The following is a 26,326-nucleotide window of genomic DNA, read 5'->3' as shown; positions in this document are numbered from 1 at the left end:
TGTGGTGCAATGTCCGCGCGTATCCTCGTCGTCGATGACGTTCCGGCGAACGTCAAGCTGTTGGAAGCCCGCCTGTCGGCCGAATACTTCGATGTGCTGACCGCCTCCAACGGGACCGAGGCGCTGGAACTCTGCGCGCGCGCCGAATGCGACATCATCCTGCTCGACGTCATGATGCCTGATATGGATGGCTTCGAGGTCTGCCGCCGGCTGAAGTCGAATCCGGCGACCCATTTCATTCCGGTGGTCATCGTCACCGCGCTCGACAGTCCCGCCGACCGCGTGCGTGGGCTTGAAGCCGGCGCCGACGACTTTCTGACCAAGCCGGTGTCCGACGTCGTGCTGATCGCGCGCGTGCGCTCGCTGACGCGGCTGAAGATGATGACTGATGAGCTGCGCATGCGCGCCATCACCTCGCTCGAGATCGGCATGCAGGCGCCCGAGCGCAGCGCGATTGCGGATCGTGGCACCGGCGGCCGCATCCTCTTGGTGGACGACCGGCCATCGTCCTACGAGAAGCTGGCGCCGATCCTCGCCGCCGAGCATACCGTCGATGTCGAGGTTAATCCGTCGGAAGCCTTGTTCCACGCCGCGGAGGGCAATTACGACCTCCTGATCGTGTCGCTCAGCCTCGACAATTACGACGGCCTGCGGCTGTGCAGTCAGGCCCGCTCGCTGGAGCGCACGCGGCAGGTGCCGATTCTCGCCGTCTCCGATGCCGACAACAACACGCGGCTGATGCGCGGGCTCGAGATCGGCGTCAACGACTATCTGCTGCGTCCCGTCGACAAGAATGAATTGCTGGCACGGGCGCGCACCCAGATCCGCCGTCGCCGCTACACCGATCATCTGCGCGACAACGTGCAGAACTCGATCGAGATGGCGATCACGGATGCGCTGACCGGCCTCAACAACCGGCGCTACATGGAGAGCCACCTCGCGACGCTGGCGGAGCAGGCCTCGGTCCGCGGCAAGCCGCTGGCGCTGATGATCCTCGACATCGACTACTTCAAGGCGATCAACGACACCTACGGCCACGATGCCGGCGACGACGTGCTGCGCGAATTCGCCGTTCGCATCCGCAAGTCGATCCGCGGCATCGATCTGGCCTGCCGCTATGGCGGCGAGGAGTTCGTGATCGTGATGCCCGAGACCGATCTGCATGTCGCCGGCATGGTTGCCGAGCGGCTGCGCCGCTCGATCGCGGGCGAGCCGTTCGCCGTCGACAAGGGCGGCAAGCGGATCACGGTGACGATCTCGATCGGTCTCACCACGCTGGAGCGCAAGGGCGAGCCGGTCTCGGACGTGCTGAAGCGCGCCGACACCGCGCTCTATCGCGCCAAGCACGACGGCCGCAACCGCGTGGTTTCCGCGGCGGCCTAACGGCCGCGCTTCACAACATCCACAACACTCGCCGTCATACCCCGCGAATGCGGGGTATCCAGTACGCCGCGGCCTCTCGATTCAAGCTGAGCCGTCTCTGGAATACAGGGTCACCCGCTTTCGCGGGTGACGACAGCATTGTCGTAAACGCAGTCTGCTAACGTCCGCGCTTCACCGCGTCATACGCCATCCGCTTGAACTCGAACGAGAACGGATGGACGAAGGCCATTTGGCGCTGCGCCATCATCACGCCGGCAATGCCCTTTCTGGGCGAAATCCACCACTGCGTGCCGGCGACGCCGCCCCAGTAGAATTCGCCGGCCGCATCGGGATGATCGATCGGCGAGGGATTGAGGATCAGGCCGCCGGCCAGTCCATGCGCCTTGCCGGGCTGCTCGCCCATCATCGCAAAGCGGATCCATTGGCCGTCGGGCAACTGGTTGGACATCATCGCTGCAATGGTGTCCGGCTTCAGCAGCGTCGGACCGCCGGGCAGCAGGCTGCGGATCAATGCGACCATGTCGGGCAGCGTCGACACCAGGCCGCCGCCGCCATTGAGCCGTGCGACCGGGCGCAGATAGGCGCCGGGGAAGGGCGCATTGTCGGTGCGAGTGAGGCCCGGCTTCATCGGCTCCATCAGATCCGCGCCAGCGTAATACGCGACGAGGCGACCCTGGTCCTGCTCGGGAACGACAAAGCCGGTATCGACCATGCCGAGCGGATCGAGGATGCGCGCCTTGATGAATTCGTCGAAGCGCTGGCCACTGACCACCTCGACCAGGCGCGCGACCACGTCGATCGCGAGCGAGTATTCCCACGACGTGCCCGGCTGGTAGATCAGCGGCAGACCGGCCAGCACATCGACCATCTCGGCTAGGGTCGCGTTGGGATTGTGCACGCCGCGCTCGTTGAGCGCCTTGAAGATCACGGTGCCGGGATCGAAGAAGCCGTAGCTCAAGCCGGCGCTGTGGCTCAGCAATTGGCGGATGGTGATCGAGCTCCGCGCCGGCTCGGTGTCGTCGATCGACGTTGCACCCTGCCGCAGCACCTTTCGGTTTCCAAGCTGCGGGATGTAGGTTTCGATCGGATCGTCGAGCCGGAATCGGCCTTCCTCGAACAGCAGCAGCGCGGCGCAGGAGGTGATCAGCTTGGTGTTGGAGAACACCCGGAAGACGTGGTCGGTGCGCAGCGGGATCTGCGCTTCCTTGTCGGCCCAGCCGACGCAGGAGACATCGACGAGATCGCGACCGACCATGACCGCGGACGAGATGCCGGACAGCAGATTGTTGTCGATGTAGCGCTGCATGGCGGCGCGCGCCGGCGCGAAATCGTAGCCGGTGGCCGTCACCTTCAGATCTTCCATGGTTGTTCCCCAGTTGTGCCGCAGGTTGTCGCGCGGTCGCTGTCAATCTCGCCGGACGGAATATCCAAACTGGGAATGCCGTCGCATGCCGTCGCAGCTAACAACCAAACCGGACCTGTCTACGCAACCGGATTTATCCAGTGCGTTTCTTGTCCGCGGGCGCGGAGCCGCCGACCTTGACGCCGGCGTTGGCCAGCAGCACGCGCGCCGCTTCCCTGGCCGCGCGCGCCATGGCCGGATCGTCGCGCACCAGGTCCTGGGCGATCGATCCGTCGACCAGCAGCGTGAGCTGGGTTGCAAGTCCCTCCGCATCGGCGACGCCGAGCTGCCGCAGCAGATCGCGAAACCAGACCCGGCGGCTTTCCTTGAAGGCGACGGCGATGTTGCGAACGCTGCGGTCCTCGTCCTCCGGGCCGAGCTCGCCACCGCATTCACGAACGGGCAGCCGCGAAAATCCTTTGCCGCGAAGCGCCGCTCCAGCGAATCGAAGGTTGCGAGAATCTGCTCGGCCGGCGGCTTGTCGGACGGGCGGGGCTGGACGAAGCGGCGCTGCAGATAGGCTTCGATCAGCGCGTCCTTCGACGGGAAGTGATTGTAGAGCGTGCGCTTGCTGATGCCGATCTCGGCCGCGATGGTGTCGACGCCGATCGCACGAATGCCCTGCAGGTAGAACAATTTGTCGGCGGTCTCGAGGATCCGCTCTTTCATGGTCTGTTTGGGAGGCGGGGAAGCCATGCGCCGGCGGTGATCCTGTTCGCTTGACAACAGCGGCTCTGTATAGCCTAGTTACACAGGTCTGTGTACCTAAAATAAGCGGGAATCGCAGGCTGCGGCTATCGTGCCGCGCCCCTTTGGGAGAACAAGAACAATGCCCCTGTTGCAGGTCCTGCGTCCCACACTTCCCATTCTGATCGGCGCCTCCATCATGCTCACGCTGAGCATGGGCCTGCGGCAGAGCCTCGGCATCTTCATGCAGCCGCTGACGCACGACATCGGAATTACGGTGTCGCATTTCACGCTCGCGCTCGCGGTGCAGAACCTTGCCTGGGGCTTCCTGCAGCCGCTCGCGGGCGCGATGACCGTGCGTTACGGTTTCCGCCCGATCATGGTGGTCGGCGCGCTGGCCTACATCGCGGGCCTCGTGCTGATGACGACGGCGCATGGCCTCGTCAGCATCATGATCGGCGCCGGCGTGCTGATCGGCATTTCGCTCGCCTGTACCGCGAATGCGATCGCGATGTCGGTCGCCGCGCGCGCCGTGCCGGAGATGGTGCGCTCGACCGTGCTCGGCATGGTCTCTGCCGCGGGCTCGCTCGGCGCGCTGCTGTCGGCGCGATCGGCCAGATCCTCAATGAGGGGTTCGGCTGGCGCGTCGGGCTCGCCGGCTTTGTCATCCTGTCGATCGGCATGATCCCAGCGGCGTTGTATGCCGGTCGTGTCGACAACATCCCGCTGCCGAAGCCCGCGGGTGACGACATCGGCAACGCGACGGCGGCGACCGCGGCGAAGACCGCGTTCGGCAACGCGTCCTTCGTGGTGATGACCTGCGCCTACATGGTCTGCGGCATGCAGCTCGTCTTCCTCACCACGCATCTGCCGTCGTATCTCGCGATCTGCGGGCTCGATCCGATGCTGAGCGCGCAGACGCTCGGCATGATCGGCGGCTTCAACGTGCTGGGTTCGCTGTTCTTCGGCTGGGCCGGCCAGCGCTGGAACAAGCTCGCGCTGCTCGGCGGCATCTACATCCTGCGCTCGCTGGCGCTCGCCTGGTACTTCATGCTGCCGGCAACGCCCGGTTCGACGCTGTTGTTCGGCGCGATCATGGGATTCCTCTGGATGGGTGTCGGGCCGCTGGTCGCGGGCGCGGTGGCCGAGATGTTCGGGCTGCGCTGGCAGGCGATGATCCAGGGCCTTGCGTTCATGAGCCACCAGGTTGGCAGCTTCCTCGGTGCTTACGGCGGAGGGGTGATCTACGATTCACTCGGCTCCTACACCATGGCCTGGCGTATCGGCGTCGCGCTCGGTCTTGCCGGCGGCATCATCCAGCTCGCCTTCGCGCTGATCCGGCCGGCGCAGCCGCCGCTGCTCAAGGCCGTGTGAGCTTCCGATCTCGCCAAACCGGCGACTGCCCCATACGAGGGCAGTCGTCGATTACTGCCTATTTTTCCATCGATCGCTTGCTGCGAGAACGTGCAGTAGTGCGCGATGCCGTTCCGCGCGCGGATTGAATTTACTGCGTATTCAATCCGTTGCTCGGTGCGCGCCGGTGGCACGAATCTTGATTGAATATGGCTAGAAATCATGCCGGACCGTCGTTGAGGTTCCGGCTGGGGACCCATGGGAAGGGCTGGCCGCGATGAGGCTAGTCGCCGTCATTCTCCAGCCATCCGCGCACCACGGCCTTTGCCGCGCCGCCGAGCAGGAGGCGCTTGTGCCTTGCGCCCGGCCTGATGCCGCTGCGCCTTCGCCGCATCCCGCCAGTCGTACCGCGGCGCTTCGAGCGATCCCGATAACCGAAAGCGCGCTGTCTTCGGCGTTCGCGCTCCGAACGCGCCGCGCCCATTCCGAACACCAGCATTTCTTGTGATGGGAGGACGATGATGGAGTCTGCGACATACACGCGCCCGAAGCTCGTGAGAATCGTGATTGCTCTGCTGGGAGTGGCGTTTCTATGCCTGCTGTTCAGTGACATTGCGCTGGCTGAAGATGCGGTGGCGCCACCTGCCTGCGGCGGCAAGATTCTCGAGAAGTGCACGCCGAATTCCGGCGACACCGCCTGGATGCTCACATCGGTCGCGCTGGTCCTGATGATGACGGTTCCAGGGCTCGGCCTGTTCTATGGCGGCATGGTGCGCAAGAAGAACGTCGGCGACACCGTGATGACCAGCTTCGCCGTCACCTGCCTGGTCACGATCCTGTTTGCCGTCCTCACCTACAGCCTGGCGTTCCGTGCCGGCACGCCGTTTATCGGCGGCCTGGATCGCATGTTCCTCAAGGACATCCTGAGCGACATCGGCAAGGGCGGCATCGGCAATCCCAATCCGCTCGCCGCGACCATTCCTGAGTCCGTCTACATCTGCTTCCAGATGACGTTCGCCATCATCACGCCGGCCTTGATTGCCGGCGCGTTTGCCGAGCGGATGAAGTTCTCGGCGATGCTCTGGTTCATCGGGCTGTGGGCGATCCTCGTCTATGCGCCGATCGCGCACTGGGTCTGGGGGCCGGACGGCATATTCTCCGCGGGCAACGACGCCGCCTATGTCAAGGTTCTCGATTTCGCCGGCGGCACCGTGGTGCACATCAATGCCGGCGTCGCCGGCCTGATGTGTGCGATCATGCTCGGCAAGCGCGTCGAGACCGGGCCGGCGCACAACATGGTGCTGACCTTCATCGGCGCCTCGCTGCTGTGGGTCGGCTGGTTCGGCTTCAATGCCGGCTCCGCCGTCACGGCCGGAATGCAGGCCGGCATGGCCATGCTGGTGACCCAGATCGCCACCGCGGTGGCGGGCTTCACTTGGATGCTGGTGGAATGGGCATTGAAGGGCAAGCCCACCGTCGTCGGCATCTGCTCGGGCGCCGTCGCGGGCCTCGTCGCGATCACGCCGGCCTCGGGTTTCGTCGGGCCGGTCGGTGCCTTCGCCATCGGCATCGCCGCCGGCGTCTGCTGCTACTGGGGATGCACCGGCTTGAAGCGCATGTTCAGCTATGATGACGCGCTGGACTGCTTCGGTGTCCATGCTCTCGGCGGCATCGTCGGGGCGCTGCTGACCGGCGTGTTCGCGGTCGAGCAGTATGGCGGAACGGCAGGCGTTCTGGAGGGAAATCCCGGGCAGTTCCTCAATCAATGCATCGGCGTCGCGACGGTTTTCGTGTATGATGCGGTCGTGAGCCTGATCATCCTGTTCGTGATCAATCTCTTCGTCGGGCTTCGCGTGACGCGGGATATCGAGCGCGAAGGGTTGGATCTGGCGCTGCACGGCGAGGTCGTGCAGTAGACTTGGCGGCATTCCGCGCCGGCCGGCGATCGTTGCCGGCTGGCACGGATCAAAGCTGTTCGAGGTGATCCGATGAACTGGTTCTATTGGAACACAGCGTGGTCGCTGTTCTTCAGCCTCATTTGGTTCATGACCATCACGCACAATCCGGATGCACGCATCGCGGATGCGCATCTGCCTGATGAGGCGTTTGGCGGCCGCTAGAGCATGATCCGGAAAAGTGCGAAGCAGTTTTCCGAAGAGATCATGCCCCCGACAATGAGCCAGAGCGCGATGACGATTCAACCAGATCTCATCGCGCTCTAGCTGCGATAGTAGCGCCACATCCTGAGGAACGTCCGGTGGATCTCGTCGGGCGTCCGGTCGAACGGCTCGAGATTGATGCGCACCACGCCGCGATGGTCCATGCGCCATGGCAGGCGCATCAGCAGTCGATAGGCTGGCCGCTTGCGCCAGTCGGCCACCAGTGCGCTGCCGAGTGGCACATTGAGCGCGATCTGCAATTCGTGGACGCTCATCGCCCGCTCTGCGATCTCGACGAGATCGATCTGCGCGATGGCGCGCCAGCGGATCAGCCCGAAGGCCTGGATGAAGATGCCGTACTGGTTGGCCCCGATGGTCGGACGACCGGCCTCCAGCAGGGGGATGTTGTAATAGGTGAAGCCGGTGGCGGCCGCCGCCAGCGCCAGCCACCAGATCGCGCCCGTGATCCACGTCGCGGTCAGGAAGACCGCGGCGAGGGCGGCCGTGACATAGACGGGAAAGTAGGTGTCCTCGCGGCCGTAGGCGACCGAGTAGCCGCCGACATTGCCCTCGTCCAAGCCTGCGACCATGTGAGCCCTGCGCCCGGGACCTGCCCGAAAGACATGAGGGATGACGCTAGGCCACAAAGCAAAAACGGGGCCGCGAGGGCCCCGTTTGAAACGTCAGAAGCAGGCGATCTTACTTGATCTTGGCTTCCTTGAACTCGACGTGCTTGCGCGCGACCGGGTCGTACTTCTTCTTGACCAGCTTGTCGGTCATGGTGCGCGAATTCTTCTTGGCGACGTAATAGAAGCCGGTATCGGCCGTCGACACGAGCTTGACCTTGATGGTGACCGCTTTGGCCATGTGCAAATCCTCGAAAATGAAGGGGTATCGGGAGCCGGCCAAATCGGCCCGCGTTTGGCCCGGAAACTAGCCACAAACCGTGAGAAGTCAAGGATTTCCCGGCCGAAACGGGCCCGATTTCGGGGTGTTTCGCCGCAAAAGGGGGCGATTCTCGTCGAACCTCGCGCCCCGGACTGCCGACTACCGCCTGTTCCAGTTTCAACTGATGGCAGAGGACAGGATGTCGGTAGCGATCACCCATGACGAACAGGGGCTGCGAGTCGAGTGGCTCAAGGAGTGGTACTTCCGCCTCGCTTCGCTGCCGTTCCTCGCGGGCGGCCTCTACTTCGCCTACTACGTCGGCCTGATCCTCAAGGCCGATCTGACGGGGGCGGGCTACTGGAGCGAGGACTGGGTCGGGCTGCTGTTCCTGACCGGCTTTGCGCTGGTGATTGGCCTGCCCGGGCTGATCCTGGCGACGCTGCGCTACTTCATCGAGGTCGATCCGATCACGCGCCGGCTGGTCGTCACCAAGCAGTTCGGTCCGCTCAGGTTTCGCAGCCTGCGACAACTCACCGAATTCAAGTTCATCAGCATCACCGACGATAGCGATCCCGATTGCAGCCTCGTGATGTACGACGTGAATCTCTGCGGCGGTCGCGGCGTGACGCCGATCCAGGTGTCCTCATTCACCAAGCGCGACGAAGCGAACGCGTTCGCGCGCACGCTCGGCGCCGAGCTGAAGCTGCCGGCCAAGGATTATGTCGGCACCGAGCCGGACGCGGACTAGTTTGAACCCGCCGCCTCATCATCAGCCTTCGAAGAACTGGTTCTTCGGCCGCGGCAGGCCCAGATTTTCGCGCAGGGTCTTGCCCTCGTACTCTGTCCGGAAGATCCCGCGCTTCTGCAACTCCGGGACGACCTTGTCGACGAACTCGAACAGCCCCTGCGGCAGATAGGGGAACATGATGTTGAAGCCGTCGCTGCCGCGACCGGTCAGCCATTCCTCCATCTGGTCGGCAATGGTCTGCGCCGTGCCGACGAAAGCGAGCCCGCCATAGCCGCCGACGCGCTGGGCGAGCTGGCGTACCGTGAGCTTGTCGCGCGCGGCGACGTCGACGAGGCGCTGCCGCCCGCTCTTGCTGGCGTTGGTCTCAGGGATCGGCGGCAATTGCCCGTCGGGATCGAAGCCTGAGGCATCGGTGCCGAGGATCACGGACAGCGAGGCAATCGCGCTGTCGTAATGCACGCGGCTGTCGAGCAGTGCGCGCTTCTCCTTGGCTTCCTCGACGCTGTCGCCGACCACCACGAACGCGCCGGGCAGGATTTTCAGATGATCGGGATCGCGCCCGATCTTCTCCATGCGGCCCTTGATGTCGGCGTAGAGCTTCTGCCCGTCCGCAAGGCTGCCGCCACCGGTGAACACGGCCTCCGCCGTCTCGGCCGCAAGCTGCCTGCCGTCGTCGGAGGCGCCGGCCTGCACGATCAGCGGCCAGCCCTGCACGGGACGGGCGATGTTGAGCGGCCCGCGCACCGAGAGATATTTGCCCTTGTGGTTGAGCACATGCATCTTGTCGGGATCGACGAACAGCCCGGACTCGACGTCGCGCACGAAGGCGTCGTCGGCAAAGGAATCCCACAGACCGGTGACGACGTCGTAGAATTCGCGGGCGCGCTTGTAGCGCTCGGCGTGCTCCATGTGATCGTCGAGGCCGAAATTCAGCGCCGCGTCCGGGTTGGACGTGGTGACGATATTCCAGCCGGCGCGGCCGCCGGAGATGTGATCGAGCGAGGCAAAGCGCCGGGCGACGTGGTAGGGTTCGTCGAACGTGGTCGAGCCGGTCGCGATCAGGCCGATATTCTCGGTCACTGCCGCGAGCGCCGAGAGCAGGGTGAACGGCTCGAACGATGTGACCGTGTGGCTGCGCTTCAGCGCATTGGTCGGCATGTTCAGCACGGCCAGATGGTCGGCCATGAAGAAGGCGTCGAACTTGCCGGCCTCGAGCTTGCGGATCAGCGTCTTGATATGGTCGAAGTTGAAATTGGCGTCGGGCCACGCCCCCGGATAGCGCCAGGCGCCGGTGTGGATGCTGATCGGCCGCATGAACGCGCCGAGCTTGAGTTGACGCTTCGCCATTGCCCCGTTCCGTTCTTGATGTCGTTAGCGGAACAGATAGGGAGGCCGGCGGGTAACGCCATGAGGGCGGCCAAGAAGAATCTTGCAATCTGGGCGACGAGCGGAGGATATTTTCAACCCGATGCCGTCGTTATTGGGGAGCGGGACATGAATCATCCGGCGAGGCCTTTGCCGATCTTTGCCGTCCTGCTCGCGCTGGTGTTCTGTTTTGGCAGCCAAGCACGGGCCCAGATCGTTGCGATCGGCGCGAGCAATGTCGCGGGCAGGGGTGTGAGCAGTTCGGACGCCTGGCCGGCGCAGCTGGAGGTCATGCTCGCCGCCAAGGGCCGCAATGTGCACGTGACCAACGCCGGAATCAACGGCGATACCAATGCCGGCATGCTCGCCCGGCTCGATTCCGCGGTCCCCGAAGGGACCAGGATCGTGCTGCTCGACCGCTTCGGTGGCGGCTGGAACGCCAGGCGATTGGGCCGAGGGGATCAGAACGCCGAGCTTGCTGCGATCGAAGCCAAGCTGCGCAGCCGGCACATTCGCGTAATCCCGATGTGGTGGAATGCGGTCCTGCGCAATTACGTGCAGCCGGATCACATTCACTTCACGCCGGAGGGACACAGGGTGGTCGCCGCCCACATGCTGCCCGCAGTGGTGGGCGCGGTGCGCTGACTGACACTCTATCGCGGCGCTCGGAGCTTACGCCCCCAGCACGTCCTTCTGCATCTTGCCGCCGTAGAAATGGAAGAACGGCACCGGCGCGTCGTGGCGGAGCGGGCCGGTGGCGAGACGGCGGTCGAGCTCGGCGAGCACGTTCTTGGTCATGGCGTGCGCGTCGGCGAGCGGCTCGGAGCCGATCTCGACCCAGACCAGCTCGACCAGTTCGGCATCGGCATGCACCACGCCCTCGACGCGATGCGCGATGGTCGACGCATCGGCGGTGAAGAAGCGGGTGTCGAAGCGGCGGACGCGGCCGGGCGGAGTGATCGCACGCGCGATCAGGAACAGCCCGGACGGATCCGGCAGCAGGCCTGCGTCGGCGAATGGCGCCCACGGGCCGTCGAGCTTCGCTGTCTTCTCGACCTTGCGGCCGAGGCAGAGCCCGGTTTCTTCGCAGGCTTCGCGGATCGCGGCATTGGCGAGCGCACGCGCGCGGCCGGGCGTGATCTTCGGGCTGCCCTTCAACAGATTGGCTTCGAGCTCGGGCGTGATCGGGGCCGCGACCGGCACGCGGTTGTCGGCCTTGTCGACACGGCCGCCGGGGAAGACGAACTTGCCGGGCATGAACACGACCTTGTCGTGGCGCTTGCCGACCAGCACCTTCGGCTTGGCGCCGGAGCGATCGATCAGGATCAGCGTCGCGGCGTCCTTCGGCCGGAAATACGCGTGATGATCGGCTTCTTTTTCGCCCTGGTGGACGACGGCGGCGGGTGCGGCAGCTTCAGTCATTTCATCCCTTCCATTTCTTCTTTGCGGCCCGGTTTAGCTAGACCGGCGGGATGTCGCTAGGGGGATTCTCGTCAAAGCCATGCATGCGCAGAGCCCATTGCAAGCCGATCACGGCTCCTTTCACCGGCTGCAACAGCGCCAGCGACGCGAACAGCGTGAACGGCAGATAGATCGCAAGTTGCAGCCACACCGGCGGCGAATAGTTGGTCTCGATCCACAGCGCGGTCGGTACCACGATATGGCCGACAATGACGATGACGAGATAGGCGGGCAGATCGTCGGCGCGATGCGGTGAGAAGTCGAGATCGCAGACTGGGCAGTGGCCGTCGCATTTGAGAAACTTGCGGAACAGTCTGCCATTTCCGCAGCGCGGACAACGGCCGCGGAACCCGCGCTTCATCGCGCTCCACACGTCGCGCTTTTCAGGCTCGGCCGCATCGCGAGTCCAGACCACCGTTGGCGGTGTCACGTCCATGACTTCACGTCCATGACTTGCCTCGCTTCGATTTGCCGGGCTTCGACTTTGCCGGCTTGCGGTCCTTCTTGCTGCGCTTCTTCCCTTCCTTGTGCGCCTTCTTGCCGGACCCTTTACCAGGCCCCTTGCCAAATCCCGCGGCGCGGCGATCGGCTCTCTTGCCGTCGCGTTTTCTGTCACGCGGAATTGCCTGGCCCTCGGATAATAGCTCAAAGCGCAGCGCGCCCGCCACTGGTGCCGCCTCGACCAGCCGCACGTCGACGACGTCGCCGAGCCGATACATGGCGCCGCTGCGCGTGCCGATCAGCGCGTGGCGCGTCTCATCGTAGTTGAAATACTCGCTGCCGATGGTGCGGATCGGGATCAGGCCGTCGCGCCGGTGTCGTCGAGCTTGACGAACAGGCCGGCGCGCGTCACGCCGGAGATGCGGCCCTGGAACGAGGCGCCGACCTTGTCGGCAAGGAAATGCGCGATCAGCCGGTCGGTGGTCTCGCGCTCCGCCTTCATAGCGCGGCGTTCGGTGACGGAAATCTGCGCAGCAATTTCGGCCAGCGTCTCCACGCTCTCGTCGGTCGCAAGGCGCCTTCGCCAAGACCGAGCGCGCGGATCAGCGCGCGGTGCACGATCAGATCGGCGTAGCGGCGGATTGGCGAGGTGAAATGCGCGTAGCGGCGCAGGTTCAAGCCGAAATGGCCGTAGTTCTCGGCGGAGTATTCGGCCTGCGCCTGCGAGCGCAGCACCACCTCGTTGACCAGCGGCTCATAGTCCTCGCCGGCAACCTGCGCCAGCACGCGGTTGAACTGCGAGGGACGCAGCGCGCCCTGCTTGGTGAAGGGCAGGTCGAGCGTCTTCAGGAATTCCTGGAGATTGTGCACCTTCTCCTGGCTCGGCTCGTCATGCACGCGATAGATCAGCGGCAGCGCCTTCTTCTCCAGCATCTCGGCCGCGGCGACGTTGGCGAGGATCATGAATTCCTCGATCAGCCGGTGCGCGTCGAGCCGCTGCGGCACGATCACCCGATCGACGGTGCCGTCCGGCTTCAGCAGGATCTTGCGCTCGGGCAGATCGAGATCGAGCGGGTCGCGCTCGTTGCGCGCGAGCTTGACCAGTTCATAGGCCGCCCACAGCGGCTTGAGGATCGGATCGAGCAGGGGACCCGTCGTGTCGTCGGGCCTGCCGTCGATCGCGGCCTGCGCCTGCGCGTAAGCGAGCTTCGCAGCCGAGCGCATCAGCACGCGGTGGAACGTATGCGAGCGCTTGCGGCCGTCGGCGCCGATCACCATTCGCACCGCGAGCGCGCCGCGCGGCTCGCCCGGCACCAGCGAGCAGAGATTGTTGGAGATCCGCTCGGGCAGCATCGGCACCACGCGATCGGGAAAATACACCGAGTTGCCACGTTGCAGCGCGTCGCGGTCGAGCGCCGAGCCGGGCCGCACATAGTAGGCGACGTCGGCGATCGCGACATGGACGATGAAGCCGCCCTTGTTGTTGGGATCGGGGTCGACCTCGGCATGCACGGCGTCGTCGTGATCCTTGGCATCGGGCGGATCGATGGTGACGAGCGGCACGTCGCGCCAGTCTTCGCGGCCCTGCAAGGTCGCGGGTCTTGCCTCTTCGGCCTCGCGGAGCGCGGATGACGAGAACACCTGCGGGATGTCGTGGGTGTTGATCGCGATCAGGCTGATCGCCTTCTCGCTGGCAATGGAGCCGAGCCGCTCCTTGACGCGGGCGGAGGCGAGCCCATAGCCGCGGGTGCGGATCAGGTCGACGCTGATCAGGTCGCCGTCCTCGGCGCCGCCGGTATCTGGCTTGGCGATGTTGAGCTCGCGGCCGGCCTGCTTCTTGTCGACCGGGATCAGCCTTCCGCCGCCATCCGGATTGCGGCGGAAAATGCCGAGGATGCGGGTGCGTCCGTGATCGATCACCTTGATGACGCGGCCGCGATAGGGCGTGCCGTCCTGCTCGTCGGTCACCTCGACCCGCAGCAGCGCGCGGTCGCCGACGCCGGCGGTGGTGCCGGGCTTCGGCCGCCGCGGCGTCTCGATACGGATTTTCGGCGCGGTGCCGTTTTCCTCGGAGTCCCACTCGGCGGGGGTGGCGATCAATTCGCCGTCGCTGTCACGGCCGGTGATGTCGGCGAGTACGGTCGGCGGCAGCGCCGCCGGCTCGTGGATCCTGCGGCCGCGCTTGGCGACCGTGCCGTCGTCGGCGAGCTCGCGGAGGATCCGCTTCAGCTCGATGCGGTCGGCGTTCTTCAGGCCGAACTCGCGTGCGATCTCGCGGGTGCCGACCTTGCCTGGATTGGCGCGGATGAAGGCGACGATGGCGTCCCGGCCCGGAAAGCCATGGTCGGGTTTTCGTTTCACTTATCCTCGTGCCTTGCCGGCGCTTTTCTTCGCGGGCGCTTTCGCTGGTGCCGATGATTTTGAAGGCGACGTCTTGGCACCGGAAGCGACCGGCGCGCGCGCCTTGCTGGTCGCATCCGCTTTCGGTTTCGCCGCGGCCTTCTTCGACCCAGCCTGCTTCGCGGGCTTGGCCTCGGCGTCGCCGTCAGCCGCTTCGGCCTTGGCTTTCTCAGGCTTGGCCTTGGCCACCTTGGCAGGCTTCGCCGCCTTCTTGGCCTTCTTGCCGCCGCCCTTGGCCGCGCGCTCGTCGATCAGCGCGATCGCCTCCGCAAGCGTGACCTCGTCGGGCGTGCGGTCGCTTGGGATCGTCGCGTTGACGCCGCCGGCCGCGACATAGGCGCCGTAGCGGCCGTTCTTTAGCGCGACCGCGCCGAGCGTCGGGTGATCGCCGAGCGGCTTGCCGGGATCGGCGCCGAAGCGGCGGCCGCTCGGGCCCTTCGCGATCTTCTCCGCGATCAGCGTGACGGCGCGGTTCAAGCCGATGTCGAACACCTCGTCGCCGGCCTCGAGGCTGGCATAGGTCTTCTCGTGCTTCACGAACGGCCCGAACCGGCCGAGGCCGGCGGTGATCGGCTGTCCGGTTTCCGGATGCTTGCCGATCTCGCGCGGCAGCGACAGCAGCTTCAGCGCCAGTTCGAGATCGACATCGGCAGGCGAGGTGCCCTTCGGAATGCCTGCGCGCTTCGGCTTCTCGCCTTCGGCATAATCCTTCTGCTCGCCGAGCTGGATGTAGGGGCCGAAGCGGCCGGCCTTCACGGTGACGTCGAACCCGGTGTCGGGATCGGTGCCGAGCACGCGATCGGCGCTCTCGGCGCTGTCGGCCGCGAGCGGACGGGTGTAGCGGCATTCCGGATAGTTCGAGCAGCCGACGAAGGCGCCGAACTTGCCGGCCTTGAGGTTGAGCCGGCCGGTGCCGCAGGTCGGGCACTGCCGGACGTCGCCGCCATCCGCGCGCGGCGGATAGATGTGCGGGCCGAGCATCTCGTCGAGCGCGTCGAGCACTTCGGCGACGCGGAGGTCCTTGATGTCGTTGACCGCGCCGATGAAGCCGCGCCAGAAATCCTGCAGCACCTGCTGCCAGGCGATCTCGTTGTTGGAGATGCGGTCGAGCTGCTCCTCGAGATCGGCGGTGAAGTCGTATTCGACGTAGCGCGAGAAGAAGTTCTCCAGGAACGCGACCACGACGCGGCCCTTGTCCTCGCCGTGCAGCCGCTTCTTCTCGAGCTTGACGTAGCCGCGGTCCTTCAGCACCTGCAGGATCGAGGCGTAGGTCGAGGGGCGGCCGATGCCGAGCTCTTCCATCCGCTTCACCAGCGATGCTTCCGAGAAGCGCGGCGGCGGCTCGGTGAAATGCTGGGTGACGGCGAGGCTCTGGCGCTTCACGGCCTCGCCCTCGCTCATCGCGGGCAGGCGGCGCGAATCCTCGTCCTCCTCGTCGTCGCGGCTTTCCTGGTAGAGCGCGAGGAAGCCGTCGAACTTGATGACCTGGCCGGAGGCGCGCAGCTCCAGCACGCGGGAGCCGGCCTTGGCCTCGATGTCGACCGTGGTGCGTTCGAGCTCGGCCGACTCCATCTGGCTCGCGATGGTGCGCTTCCAGATCAGTTCATAGAGCCGCGCCTGATCGGCATCGAGCCGGCGGCCAATGGTGGCGGGGCGACGTGAGAGATCGGTCGGGCGGATCGCTTCGTGGGCTTCCTGGGCGTTCTTGGCCTTGGCCTGGTACTGGCGCGGCGCATCCGGCACGTAGGCATTGCCGTAGTCCTCGCCGATCACCTTGCGGGCCTGCGTGATTGCCTCGGGCGCAATCTGCACGCCGTCGGTTCGCATATAGGTAATGAGGCCGGTGGTCTCGCCGCCGATGTCGATGCCCTCATAGAGCCGCTGTGCGATGCGCATGGTGTGCGCCGGCGCGAAGCCGAGCTTGCGGCTGGCTTCCTGCTGCAGGGTCGAGGTGGTGAAGGGCGCCTGCGGATTGCGCCGTGCCGGCTTGGCCTCGACGGTCGCAACCTTGAACAGCGCGGCCTCGATCGCCTTCTTGAGGTCCTCGGCTTCCGCGCCGGACCCGATGTCGAGTCGCGCGATCTTCTTGCCGTCGGCGCCGACGAGGCGCGCCTCGAAGGCTTCGCCGCGCGGCGTCAGCAGCGTCGCGACCAGCGACCAGTACTCCCGCGGCACGAACTTCTCGATCTCGAGCTCGCGGTCGCAGACCAGCCGCAGTGCGACCGATTGCACGCGGCCGGCCGAGCGGGCGCCGGGCAGCTTGCGCCACAGCACCGGGGAGAGGGTGAAGCCGACCAGATAATCCAGCGCGCGGCGCGCCATGTAGGCGTCGACCAGCGCGCCGTCGATCTGGCGCGGCGCCTTCATGGCCTCGGAGACGGCCTGCTTGGTGATGGCGTTGAACACCACGCGCTCGACCTTCTGGTCCTTCAGCGCGCGCTTCTCCTTCATCACCTCCAGCACGTGCCAGGAGATCGCCTCGCCCTCGCGATCAGGGTCGGTTGCGAGGATCAGGCGGTCGGCGCCTTTCAGTGCCTTCGCGATGTCGTTGAGCCGGCTCGCGGCCTTGGCATCGACCTCCCAGATCATCTGGAAATTGGCGTCCGGATCGACGGAACCGTTCTTGGCCGGGAGGTCGCGAACATGGCCGAACGACGCCAGGACCTCGTAGGAGGACCCCAGATATTTGTTGATCGTCTTGGCCTTGGCCGGCGACTCCACAATGACGATATTCATGTCATTCCAATAGCTTACGGGAAAACTTGAAGGCGGGTTCTGCTAGACTCGCGGCCCGCCGTGTCGGGGCGAACATGGGTGCTGGGGCGGTCGGTGTCAAATCGCCAGATATTGAAAGCAGGGCTCAAACTGTGGAGTTCCTATCTCAAAGGTTGAAAAATGCGTCCTAGAGTTGCGGTCGGAAAGGGCGTATCTCTTTATATATAGGGTGGGAATCGGATTAGGCCTTTTGAGCAGCATAGGGGGCGGCCGGAAGCGCAAGCCGCCCAGCCGGCGACGACCGGCGAGCGAGGACATGGCTGGGGAGGGCGGATCCGACGACGCCCTGGTCCTGATCGCAGCCGCCGCGACCGAACTCACCAAACTCACCCAGCGCCACAAATTCGAAGTCCTGGATCATCTGCTCGCCATGACGCGCCTCGAGGCTGACGAGCAGTTGCGGGCGCGCAGCCGGCGGAAGCTGTCGTGAAGGATGAGGGAGCCGGCCTTTTGCGCAAGGCTCCCTCCATTCGTCTCCTGGCTCTCGCCAGGACGACGGCAGTGGAGCGCCTGCGCTTCACCCAACTCACGCAGTCGCGAGGCGCCGCGCGCGCTTTGGTGCAGGCCGCGGCTTCAGTGTCGTGTCCGCGGCACCCAGCACGCGGCCGTCCTGCGACAACAGCGCAAGCTTCTTCACCGGTTTGCCGTTGGCGCGGTCGACCATGATGGTCGCGATCTCGTCCGGATGCTCGTCGAACTCCTCGGTCCATTGCCGGAGCGCGACCAGGATCGGGAAGATGCCGTGGCCCTTCGGCGTCAGGACATATTCCTGATAGGCGCTGCCGTCGGAGGCGGGGACCGTCTTCAGGATGCCGCGCTCGACCAGCGTGCGCAGCCGCGTGGCGAGGATGTTCTTTGCAAGACCGAGGCTCGCCTGGAATTCGCCGAAACGGCGCCGGCCGAGGCTGGCGTCACGGATGATCAAAAGCGACCACCAGTCGCCGAATACGTCGAGCGCGCGCGCCACCGGGCAGCTGTCGCCTGCAAGGCTGGTTCGTTTCACCACGCATCTCCGGAATCTTGTGTTGACGCGTTTTCTTCACGCGAACCGGTATCCACGCTCGAAAACGCTTTGATGGGCCATCACGACCTTGTGTGGTTGCAATATTAAACCTGATGCCCTAGGTATGCAACGAAGTTTAATAATGCAACCAATTGGAGGCGGACATGAGACTGGCAAACAAGACGGCACTGATCACCGGCGGCAACAGCGGCATCGGGCTTGCGACAGCAAAGCTGTTCGTCGCCGAAGGCGCCAAGGTCGTTATCACCGGGCGCAACAAGGAGACGCTCGCGGCGGCGGCCAAGGAGCTTGGGCCGAACGCGCTCGCTGTCGTGGCCGATGCCACCGATGTCGCGGCGCTGGAAGCCGCGGTGAAGCAGGGCGCGGAGAAATTCGGCAAATACGACGTGCTGTTCGCCAATGCCGGCATTCCCGGCCAGACGCCGATCGGCGGCACCACGCTAGCGGCATTCGAGAACGTGATCCGCACCAATCTCACCGGCGTGTTCTTCACCGTGCAGGCGGTCGCGCCCTATCTCAATGACGGCGCGTCGATCATTCTCAACGGCTCGGTGATTTCGGTGCTCGGCAATCCCGGCTACTCGGCCTATGCCGCGAGCAAGGCCGGCGTGCGCGCGATGGCGCGGGTGATGGCGTCAGAACTGTCGCCCCGCAACATCCGCGTCAACGTGGTGGCGCCGGGCGCGGTGCGAACGCCGATCTGGGGTGCGGCGATCGCAACGCCCGAAGCCGAGAAGGCATTCGAGCAGCGGATCGGCAAGTCCACGCCGCTCGGCCGAATCGGTGAACCTGAACACATCTCGAAGACCGTGCTGTTCCTTGCATCCGACGACGCAGCGCATGTGCAGGGCCAGGAACTCTTCATCGATGGCGGCGCAACGGCGTCGCCCGCCGCGCGCCGATCTATCGCGGATAAAGTTTGTTTCTCATTGTAAGCAACGGCCGGTGTGAAACCGATCACACCGGCCGAGTTCGTCTGCGACTATCATCGCGCGCATTGAACCTTTGTCGTACTCCCGGGACTCCTGAAGAGGGCGGGGAATTTTTTCACCACGGAATCATTTTGGAGTGCCGTCATGCCGAAAGCAGCAGCTCGCATTTCGACGTCGATCCCCGTTTCGTCAGCGTCCCAGAGTTCAGACAATTCAGACACGGCACAGTTGGTGACCGTCGCGCTGTTTTCCGGCATCGGCTTGTTGATTTCGCTCGTCGCCGTCATCTGCGGCATTCAAGGCGTCTGGTTCTGAGTTCCATCAACTGAAGGCCTGCCGCCGCCAGGGGTGACGGCAGGTGTTCGATCACATCAGGCCGCGTTCAAACTACCAGCGGCTTGCAGCGCGCCCGCGACCGCCTTCTCGCGATGCTCGGGGCCGACCTGGATGCCGTCGGCCGGGATGAATTCGAGATTCCTGACACCGATGAAGCCGAACACCCCGCGCAGATAGGTCTCGAGGTGCTCGAGCGCGGCCATCGGTGTGTCGGCGCCGTAATAGCCGCCGCGCGAGATCGCGATGATGACGCGTTTGTTGCCGGCCAGTCCCTCGACGCCGCCGGCGCCATATTTGAAGGTCTTTCCCGCGACCACGATGCGATCGATCCAGGCCTTCAGCTGGCTCGGGATGGTGAAATTGTACATGGGAGCACCGATCACGACGATGTCTGCGGCGAGGAACTCGTCCAGCACCGCCTGGCCGGTCGCGATGTCGTCGCGCACCGACGGGTCGGGCGCCGCGCCCTGGCTGGCCGCAAGGTGCAGGCCGGAGAGGTGGGCGAGCGGGGTCTGGCTGAGGTCACGGTAGCTCACGACCAGGCCGGGATTGGCCTGGCGCAGCCGCTCGACGGCAGCGGCGGAGACCTGGCGGCTGACGGAGTGGGGGCCGAGGACCGAGGAGTCGATATGCAGAAGTTTCATGGCTGAAGTCACCTTTGGTATAGGTTTGTAACTGGCGCTATATGAGTGACCGCCCTAAATCTCCGCAAGAACGCACATTTTTGAAACCCGAGCACACCGATGAGACCTGAGCACATCCATGTAACCGGCCCGCCGCCCAATCCGGCGGAGCATCAGGACTGCCGCGGCGTGGCCTCGGTGCTGTCGCGCGTCGGCGACAAATGGAGCGTGCTGGTCATCATGCTGTTGCGTGACGGACCGCGCCGCTTCAACGAACTGAAGCGCATGATCAACGGCATCTCGCAGCGCATGCTGACCCTGACTCTGCGCGGGCTGGAGCGCGACGGGCTGGTGACGCGCACGGTGTTTCCAACCATTCCGCCGCGGGTCGATTACGAGTTGACCGATCTCGGGCGCGGGCTCGCGGTGCCGGTGATGGCGCTCGGCGAATGGGCGTTCGCGCATCTGCCGGAGATCGAGGGCGCACGGAACGATTTTGACGCGCGCAATGCGGAGTGATCCGTCACCCTGAGGAGCGCGCCCTTGCGCGCGTCTCGAAGGGTCGACGGCCAGCGGCGGGGCCGTACATCCTTCGAGGCGAGCTCTGCTCGCACCTCAGGATGACGGTGCGGGTTTAGAGCAAACCGTCTAGTCGTCGCTAGATCATCGACACCAGCCCGCCGCCATGACGCTCGAGCTTGCCCGCCAATTCAAGCTCGAGCAGCACGGCACGGACAATGGCCGGTGACACGTCCGCCATGCGGATCAGATCGTCGAGGCTGATCGGGCTCGGCCCGAGCAGGTTGATGATGCGGGCGCGATCACCGCCATCAGTGGCAAAATCCAGCGGCTCGTCGTCTTCGCGCGCGCCGAGCATGATGGGCCGCTCCATGATCGGCGTGACCGCGTTGATGACGTCGGCGGCTTCGGTCACCAGCGTGGCGCCTTGCTTGATCAGATCGTTGGCGCCGGCGGCGCGCGGATCGATCGGCGAGCCCGGTACCGCGAACACCTCGCGGCCCTGCTCGGCCGCCATCCGCGCCGTGATCAGCGAGCCGGAGCGATGCGCAGCTTCCACGATCACGACGCCGAGCGAAGCGCCCGAGATCAGCCGGTTGCGGCGGGGGAAGTCGCGCGCCCGCGGCACGTGGCCGAGTGGCATCTCCGAGATCGCCGCTCCCCGTTCGAGCAAGGCGGCCAGCAGATCCTCGTGCTCCGGCGGGTAGATGCGGTCGTGGCCACCGGCGAGCACCGCGACCGTGCCGCTTGCGACCGTTGCGCGATGCGCCGCCTGGTCGATGCCGCGGGCAAGGCCCGAGATCACGACAAAACCGGCGTCGCCGAGATCGCGCGCCAGCGCGCCTGCAAATTTCAGCCCGGCGCCGGAAGCATTGCGCGAGCCGACGATCGCGATCATCGGCCGCATCAAGGTGTCGCGGTCACCGCGCACGCCGAGCAGCGGCGGCGCGTCGTCGATGGTGGCGAGCCGCGCCGGATAATGCGCCTCTTCGGGCGCGACGAGATCGACGCCGAACCTGCGGCAGGCCGCGAGCTCTGCGGCGGCGTCGGCCTCGCTACAGATCCGCGAGGAGCCCGATGCGCCGCCGCGCCGCGCAAGATCGGGCAGGCGCTCCAGCGCATGCGCCGCATCGCCAAAATGGCGGAGCAGCGATGCAAAGGTGCGCGGGCCGACATTGTCGGAACGGATCAGCCGCAGCCGGTTGAGCCGTTCGGCCTCGGTGAGTTCTGCGGCGTTGGGGGATCGGTCATGCATGAGGGGTGCAGCTTCGCCCAACCTGAGATTGTGATCAACTGCGACATTGGCGCAGCTCGGTACAACGCGCTAAAAGCAGCCGCCAATTTCAGGGAAGCCGCCCATGATCTCACTTGCCGACCTCACAACGCGTATCGAGCAGGGCGCGCTGTCGCCTGAAACGGCCGTGCGCCAATCGCTGCAGGCGATTGCTGCGCAGGACAAGGCGATCGGCGCCTTTGTCTGCCATGACGCGTCGGCGCGCACGCAAGCTGCCGGGCCGTTGCGCGGGATCGCGGTCGGCATCAAGGACATCATCGATACCGCTGACTTCCCGACCGAGATGGGCGCTGTGATCTACCGCGGCCATCGGCCGCGCGCCGATGCGCCTGTGGTGATGGCGCTGAAGCAGGCCGGTGCGACCATCATCGGCAAGACCACGACGACCGCATTCGCGGCGAACGATCCGACCGCGACGGTCAATCCGCACAATCATGGGCACACGCCCGGCGGCTCGTCGTCTGGCTCGGCGGCCGCGGTCGCCGCCGGAATGATCCCGCTGGCGCTGGGCACGCAGACCGGCGGCTCGGTGATCCGGCCGGCCTCGTTCTGCGGTGTCGCCGCAATCAAGCCGAGCTACCGGTTGCTGCCGACCGTCGGCGTGAAGTGTTTTTCATGGACGCTCGATACTGTCGGGCTGTTCGGCGCCGGCGTGCGCGATGTCGCGCTGGGGTTGGCTGCGATGACGAGGCGGCCCGACCTGGTGGTGCCATCGGGGCTCGCAGCGCCGCGCATCGGCGTGGTGATGCAGGCTTTCGCCGGCGCGCCTGAACCGTCCGGCGCGGAGGCGCTGCAGCGGGCCGCGCGCGCGGCGGAGCGGGCGGGCGCCAACGTCCGCGAGATTGCCGTGCCTGACGTCATCGCGGAGGCGTGGCGGATCCATCCTGACGTGCAGGAGTTCGAGGCGCATCAGTCGCTCGCCTGGGAATACCGGCAGAACTACGATGCGATGCCGCCGCTGCTGCGCGGCCGGCTCGACGAGAGCAAGGGCGGCACGCCGGCGGAATACGACGCGGCGATGGGCGTCACGCTGCGCGCGCGGCAGGCGCTCGCCGCTGTTCTCACCGAGGTCGACGTACTGCTGACGCTGTCCGCGCCGGGCGCCGCGCCGAAGGGCCTGACCTCGACCGGCGATCCCCGTTACAACCGGCTCTGGACCTTGATGGGCGTGCCCTGCGTCAACGTGCCGACGCTGGTTGCCGAGGGCGGATTGCCGGTTGGCGTGACCGTCATTGCGGGCTTCGGCGACGACGCCAAGGCGCTGGCGGCGGCGAGCTTTGTCGAGGACGCGTTAGGAGTCTAGGACCTCGTCATTCCGGGGCTCGCGAAGCGAGAACCCGGAATCCATCGCTCCGCAAGACATGCGGTCCAATGGATTCCGGGTTCGATGCTACGCATCGCCCTCAGATGCGCAATTGCGCACCGGGGAATGACGGAGTGGGTTATTTCTTCTCGCCGATCTTGCCTTCGGTGCCGGCCTGCAGGCGCTTGATGTTCTCGCGGTGCATGTAGAACAAGAACAGCGTCAGCACGGCGAACAGCGAGGCGAGCGCGTTGTGGCCGAAGAACCACAGGAACAGCGGCGTCACGAAGGCGGCGATCAGCGCCGACAGCGACGAGTAGCGTGTGGTGTAGGCGGTGCCGAGCCAGATCACAGCAAAGATCAGCGCGGCCGGCCAGAACAGGCCGAGCAGCACGCCGAGATAAGTCGCGACACCCTTGCCGCCGCGGAATTTCAGCCAGACCGGGAAGAGGTGGCCGAGGAATGCACCGAGCGCCGCCAGCATGGCCGCATTCGGGCCGTCGATCGTCCCTGCGATGATGACGGCAACTGTGCCCTTCAGCATGTCGCCGATCAGCGTCGCCGCGGCGAGGCCCTTGCGGCCGGTGCGCAGCACGTTGGTGGCGCCGATATTGCCGGAGCCGACGGTGCGCAGATCCTGGGTACCGGCGAGCCTCGTCAGGATCATGCCGAACGGGATCGAGCCCAGGAGATAGCCGATCAGCAAGGCGGCCGGCAGGAACGCGTCAGCAGACATCGCGGTGGCTCCCCGGACGGTCGGTCCGATCCAATTTGGACGAATCCGTCAACGAAATATTAACCATCAATCCGCACCATGGCCGTGAAAATGAGGGAGCTTATCATGGCTTCTGTTCGCAGGCGGCTGGAGCAGGTTTTCTTTGTCGTTTACGTTGCAGCCATCGTCGTCGGGACGACGATGGAGGCGATGTCGCAACTCGCGGCGCGCTAGGTTCCACTCCGAAAACGCTTCAGACGTGTTCGTAAACCGTCCGACCACCGACGATCGTCCGCGTCACGCGGCCCGAGAAGCGGGCGTCGTCGAACGGCGTGTTCTTGCACAGTGATTTGAGGTCGTCGCGGTCGAGCACCCAGGGGGTGTCGGCGTCGATCACGATCACGTCGGCCGGGGCGCCGGCGCGCAGCGTGCCGCCGGGCAGGCCAAGCAGTTCCGCCGGCCGGGTCGACATCGCCCGGATCAGCGTCTTGAACTCCATCTCGCCATTGTGGATCAGCCGGAGCGCCGCCGGCAGCATGGTCTGCAGGCCGACCGCGCCGCTGGCCGCTTCCGCGAACGGCAGCCGCTTGACCTCGACGTCCTGCGGATTGTGATCGCTCATCACGACGTCGATCAGCCCGGAGGCCAGCGCCGCGACCAGCGCCCGGCGGTCGTCCTCGGTGCGCAGCGGCGGCGCCAGCTTGAGGAAGGTGCGGTAGGGGCCGATGTCGTTCTCGTTCAGCGTCACATGGTTGATCGAGACCGAGGCCGAGACGTTGTGGCCGGCGTCGCGGGCGCGCTTGAGGATCTCCAGCGACTCGGTCGAGGTCAGCGACGCCGCGTGATAGCGCCCGCCGGTCAGGCCTGCGAGCCGCATGTCGCGCTCGAGCATGATCGACTCGGCGGCGGTCGGGATGCCGGCGAGGCCGAGCCGGGTGGCGAACTCGCCTTCGTTCATGACGCCTTCGCCGACCAGATGCGGGTCTCGGTGTGATGCACGATCAGCGCATCGAAATCGCGGGCATAGGTCAGCGCGCGCCGCATCACCTGGGCGTTGGTGACGCTGCGGTCGCCGTCGGTGAAGGCCACGGCACCAGCGGCCTTGAGCAGGCCGATCTCGGTCATCTCGTGGCCCTGCATGCCCTTGGTCAGCGCCGCCATCGGATGGATGTTGACGATCGCGGTGTCGCGGGCGCGGCGCAGCACGAAGTCGACGGTCGCCGAATTGTCGATCACCGGCGAGGTGTCGGGCTGGCAGATGATGGTGGTGATGCCGCCGGCGGCCGCGGCCTGGCTGGCGGAGGCGAAGGTCTCGCGATGACTGGCGCCGGGTTCGCCGACGAAGGCGCGCATGTCGATCAGGCCCGGGGCCACGATCTTGCCGGCGCAGTTGACGATGTCGGTGCCTTCGGGGACACCGGCGGCACCGATGCCGCGCTTGGCGTCACGGATCACGCCGTCGGCGATCAGGACGTCGCCCGGACCGTCGAAGTCGCGCGACGGATCGATGACACGGGCGTTGGCGAGCAGGATGGGGCGGCGATCGGTCAGCATCGGTCTCACGCGTTCGGCAGGTTGCGGGCGAGCGCTTCCAGCACCGCCATGCGCACTGCCACACCCATTTCAACTTGTTCACGGATCAGCGACTGCGCGCCGTCGGCGACGAAGGTGTCGATCTCGACACCGCGGTTCATCGGGCCCGGATGCATCACCAGCGCGTCCGGCTTGGCATAGCCGAGCTTCTTCTGGTCGAGGCCGAAATAGTGGAAATATTCGCCCGACGACGGCACGAAGGAGCCGTTCATGCGCTCGCGCTGCAGCCGCAGCATCATCACGATGTCGGCGCCGTTCAGCCCCTCGCGCATGTCGCGAGCGACCTCGACGCCCATCCGCTCGATGCCGGGCGGCAGCAATGTGGAAGGCGCCACCACGCGGACGCGGGCGCCCATCGTGTTGAGCAGGAAGATGTTGGAGCGCGCCACGCGCGAATGCAGCACGTCGCCGCAGATCGCGATCGTGAGCCCCTCGAGCCGGCCCTTGTTGCGGCGGATGGTCAGTGCATCGAGCAGGGCCTGGGTCGGGTGCTCGTGGCTGCCGTCGCCGGCATTGATCACGGAACCGTCAACCTTGCGCGCCAAGAGCTCGACCGCGCCGGAGGCATGGTGGCGCACCACCAGGATGTCGGGATGCATCGCGTTCAAGGTCACCGCGGTGTCCATCAAGGTCTCGCCCTTGCGGGTCGACATCGATGACACCGACATGTTCATGACGTCGGCGCCCAGGCGTTTTCCGGCGATCTCGAACGAGGACTGGGTCCGGGTCGAGGCCTCGAAGAACAGATTGACCTGGGTGCGGCCGCGCAGACTGGCGCGTTTCTTGTCGACCTGGCGGTTGAGCTCGACGTACTCCTCGGAGAGGTCGAGCAGGCCCGTGATGTCGTCGGCGGAAAGGCCCTCGATGCCCAGCAGATGCCGGTGACCAAGGACAAAAGTCGATTTCAATGATGGGGTCATTAAAG

The 26,326-nt window shown here is 65.5% G+C and carries 24 protein-coding genes and 3 pseudogenes; 12 read left to right on the top strand and 15 right to left on the bottom strand.

Features of this window, described 5'->3' with window-relative positions:
* Window positions 1–9: 9 nt before the first annotated feature.
* Entirely contained in the window at window positions 10–1,383 is a 1,374-nt protein-coding gene (locus ALC15_RS12515; protein ID WP_050627465.1) for a PleD family two-component system response regulator, read from the top strand.
* Between the two features lie 157 nt (window positions 1,384–1,540).
* Here the strand turns inward: ALC15_RS12515 and ALC15_RS12510 are convergent, their stop codons facing one another.
* On the bottom strand, window positions 1,541–2,746 hold the full coding sequence (locus ALC15_RS12510; RefSeq protein WP_244486042.1) for a serine hydrolase domain-containing protein: 1,206 nt from the start codon (window positions 2,744–2,746) through the stop codon (window positions 1,541–1,543).
* Between the two features lie 42 nt (window positions 2,747–2,788).
* The gene (locus tag ALC15_RS41890) at window positions 2,789–3,394 is read right to left on the bottom strand and encodes a TetR/AcrR family transcriptional regulator (protein ID WP_244486043.1); all 606 of its coding nucleotides are present in this window, start codon (window positions 3,392–3,394) and stop codon (window positions 2,789–2,791) included.
* Here ALC15_RS41890 and ALC15_RS46140 point away from each other — a divergent pair.
* The 4 genes and pseudogenes from ALC15_RS46140 (at window position 3,335) to ALC15_RS47180 (ending at window position 6,945) form a co-directional block, all read left to right on the top strand.
* The gene (locus ALC15_RS46140; protein WP_244486044.1) at window positions 3,335–3,508 is read left to right on the top strand and encodes a hypothetical protein; all 174 of its coding nucleotides are present in this window, start codon (window positions 3,335–3,337) and stop codon (window positions 3,506–3,508) included. The two genes, ALC15_RS41890 and ALC15_RS46140, sit on opposite strands and share 60 nt — an antisense overlap.
* Window positions 3,509–3,614: 106 nt before the next feature.
* Window positions 3,615–4,846: pseudogene (locus tag ALC15_RS12500) on the top strand (MFS transporter).
* A gap of 497 nt (window positions 4,847–5,343) precedes the next feature.
* Window positions 5,344–6,741 (top strand): ammonium transporter, encoded by a 1,398-nt coding sequence (locus ALC15_RS12490; protein ID WP_050627462.1) that lies wholly within the window; start codon window positions 5,344–5,346, stop codon window positions 6,739–6,741.
* A 72-nt stretch (window positions 6,742–6,813) separates the two neighbouring features.
* Window positions 6,814–6,945, top strand: a complete 132-nt coding sequence (locus tag ALC15_RS47180) for a hypothetical protein (RefSeq protein WP_283806267.1) — start codon at window positions 6,814–6,816, stop codon at window positions 6,943–6,945.
* 98 nt (window positions 6,946–7,043) lie between these two features.
* On the opposite strand, the gene ALC15_RS12485 is transcribed toward ALC15_RS47180, so the two are convergent.
* Both ALC15_RS12485 and rpmG read right to left on the bottom strand, forming a co-directional pair.
* The gene (locus ALC15_RS12485) at window positions 7,044–7,574 is read right to left on the bottom strand and encodes a hypothetical protein (RefSeq protein WP_050627461.1); all 531 of its coding nucleotides are present in this window, start codon (window positions 7,572–7,574) and stop codon (window positions 7,044–7,046) included.
* A 109-nt stretch (window positions 7,575–7,683) separates the two neighbouring features.
* On the bottom strand, window positions 7,684–7,851 hold the full coding sequence (gene rpmG / locus ALC15_RS12480) for a 50S ribosomal protein L33 (protein ID WP_018271988.1): 168 nt from the start codon (window positions 7,849–7,851) through the stop codon (window positions 7,684–7,686).
* 220 nt (window positions 7,852–8,071) lie between these two features.
* On the opposite strand from rpmG, the gene ALC15_RS12475 reads away from it, so the two are divergent.
* Complete coding sequence (locus ALC15_RS12475; RefSeq protein WP_050627460.1) at window positions 8,072–8,620, top strand: hypothetical protein; 549 nt, start codon at window positions 8,072–8,074, stop codon at window positions 8,618–8,620.
* A gap of 21 nt (window positions 8,621–8,641) precedes the next feature.
* Here ALC15_RS12475 and ALC15_RS12470 read toward each other — a convergent pair whose 3' ends face one another.
* A complete protein-coding gene (locus ALC15_RS12470; RefSeq protein ID WP_050627459.1) occupies window positions 8,642–9,967 on the bottom strand; it encodes an LLM class flavin-dependent oxidoreductase in 1,326 nt (441 codons plus the stop codon).
* Here ALC15_RS12470 and ALC15_RS12465 point away from each other — a divergent pair.
* A complete protein-coding gene (locus ALC15_RS12465) occupies window positions 9,953–10,630 on the top strand; it encodes an SGNH/GDSL hydrolase family protein (protein ID WP_244486041.1) in 678 nt (225 codons plus the stop codon). The two genes, ALC15_RS12470 and ALC15_RS12465, sit on opposite strands and share 15 nt — an antisense overlap.
* A 27-nt stretch (window positions 10,631–10,657) precedes the next feature.
* On the opposite strand, the gene ALC15_RS12460 is transcribed toward ALC15_RS12465, so the two are convergent.
* The 4 genes and pseudogenes from ALC15_RS12460 to topA form a co-directional block, all read right to left on the bottom strand.
* A complete protein-coding gene (locus ALC15_RS12460) occupies window positions 10,658–11,407 on the bottom strand; it encodes an NUDIX hydrolase (protein WP_050627458.1) in 750 nt (249 codons plus the stop codon).
* Window positions 11,408–11,444: 37 nt separating this feature from the next.
* Window positions 11,445–11,882, bottom strand: coding sequence for a DUF983 domain-containing protein (locus tag ALC15_RS12455; RefSeq protein ID WP_050627457.1), 438 nt, complete (start codon window positions 11,880–11,882; stop codon window positions 11,445–11,447).
* A gap of 4 nt (window positions 11,883–11,886) precedes the next feature.
* Window positions 11,887–14,248, bottom strand: a pseudogene (rnr, locus tag ALC15_RS12450) (ribonuclease R).
* On the bottom strand, window positions 14,249–17,023 hold the full coding sequence (gene topA / locus ALC15_RS12445) for a type I DNA topoisomerase (protein ID WP_050627456.1): 2,775 nt from the start codon (window positions 17,021–17,023) through the stop codon (window positions 14,249–14,251).
* 295 nt (window positions 17,024–17,318) lie between these two features.
* Between topA and ALC15_RS44800 the strand changes: the two genes are divergently transcribed.
* Entirely contained in the window at window positions 17,319–17,492 is a 174-nt protein-coding gene (locus ALC15_RS44800) for a hypothetical protein (RefSeq protein ID WP_167350142.1), read from the top strand.
* 96 nt (window positions 17,493–17,588) lie between these two features.
* Here ALC15_RS44800 and ALC15_RS12435 read toward each other — a convergent pair whose 3' ends face one another.
* Complete coding sequence (locus ALC15_RS12435; RefSeq protein ID WP_050627454.1) at window positions 17,589–18,068, bottom strand: winged helix-turn-helix transcriptional regulator; 480 nt, start codon at window positions 18,066–18,068, stop codon at window positions 17,589–17,591.
* 161 nt (window positions 18,069–18,229) lie between these two features.
* On the opposite strand from ALC15_RS12435, the gene ALC15_RS12430 reads away from it, so the two are divergent.
* Window positions 18,230–19,021, top strand: coding sequence for an SDR family NAD(P)-dependent oxidoreductase (locus ALC15_RS12430; RefSeq protein ID WP_488240845.1), 792 nt, complete (start codon window positions 18,230–18,232; stop codon window positions 19,019–19,021).
* Window positions 19,022–19,162: 141 nt separating this feature from the next.
* Entirely contained in the window at window positions 19,163–19,333 is a 171-nt protein-coding gene (locus ALC15_RS44795) for a hypothetical protein (RefSeq protein ID WP_094193845.1), read from the top strand.
* Between the two features lie 56 nt (window positions 19,334–19,389).
* Here the strand turns inward: ALC15_RS44795 and ALC15_RS12425 are convergent, their stop codons facing one another.
* Complete coding sequence (locus ALC15_RS12425) at window positions 19,390–19,998, bottom strand: FMN-dependent NADH-azoreductase (protein ID WP_050627453.1); 609 nt, start codon at window positions 19,996–19,998, stop codon at window positions 19,390–19,392.
* A 99-nt stretch (window positions 19,999–20,097) separates the two neighbouring features.
* Between ALC15_RS12425 and ALC15_RS12420 the strand changes: the two genes are divergently transcribed.
* A complete protein-coding gene (locus ALC15_RS12420; protein ID WP_050627452.1) occupies window positions 20,098–20,496 on the top strand; it encodes a winged helix-turn-helix transcriptional regulator in 399 nt (132 codons plus the stop codon).
* 139 nt (window positions 20,497–20,635) lie between these two features.
* On the opposite strand, the gene dprA is transcribed toward ALC15_RS12420, so the two are convergent.
* A complete protein-coding gene (dprA, locus tag ALC15_RS12415; RefSeq protein WP_050627451.1) occupies window positions 20,636–21,751 on the bottom strand; it encodes a DNA-processing protein DprA in 1,116 nt (371 codons plus the stop codon).
* 103 nt (window positions 21,752–21,854) lie between these two features.
* Between dprA and ALC15_RS12410 the strand changes: the two genes are divergently transcribed.
* The gene (locus ALC15_RS12410; protein WP_050627450.1) at window positions 21,855–23,093 is read left to right on the top strand and encodes an amidase; all 1,239 of its coding nucleotides are present in this window, start codon (window positions 21,855–21,857) and stop codon (window positions 23,091–23,093) included.
* 139 nt (window positions 23,094–23,232) lie between these two features.
* Here ALC15_RS12410 and plsY read toward each other — a convergent pair whose 3' ends face one another.
* From plsY to ALC15_RS12395, 3 genes and pseudogenes are all read right to left on the bottom strand, one after another.
* The gene (plsY, locus tag ALC15_RS12405; RefSeq protein ID WP_050627449.1) at window positions 23,233–23,829 is read right to left on the bottom strand and encodes a glycerol-3-phosphate 1-O-acyltransferase PlsY; all 597 of its coding nucleotides are present in this window, start codon (window positions 23,827–23,829) and stop codon (window positions 23,233–23,235) included.
* A 232-nt stretch (window positions 23,830–24,061) separates the two neighbouring features.
* Window positions 24,062–25,362, bottom strand: a pseudogene (locus tag ALC15_RS12400) (dihydroorotase).
* Between the two features lie 5 nt (window positions 25,363–25,367).
* On the bottom strand, window positions 25,368–26,321 hold the full coding sequence (locus tag ALC15_RS12395) for an aspartate carbamoyltransferase catalytic subunit (RefSeq protein WP_026192854.1): 954 nt from the start codon (window positions 26,319–26,321) through the stop codon (window positions 25,368–25,370).
* Window positions 26,322–26,326: the final 5 nt, after the last annotated feature.

Source organism: Bradyrhizobium viridifuturi (assembly GCF_001238275.1).
Classification (GTDB): domain Bacteria; phylum Pseudomonadota; class Alphaproteobacteria; order Rhizobiales; family Xanthobacteraceae; genus Bradyrhizobium; species Bradyrhizobium viridifuturi.
This window is presented reverse-complemented; position numbering and strand designations above follow the sequence as displayed.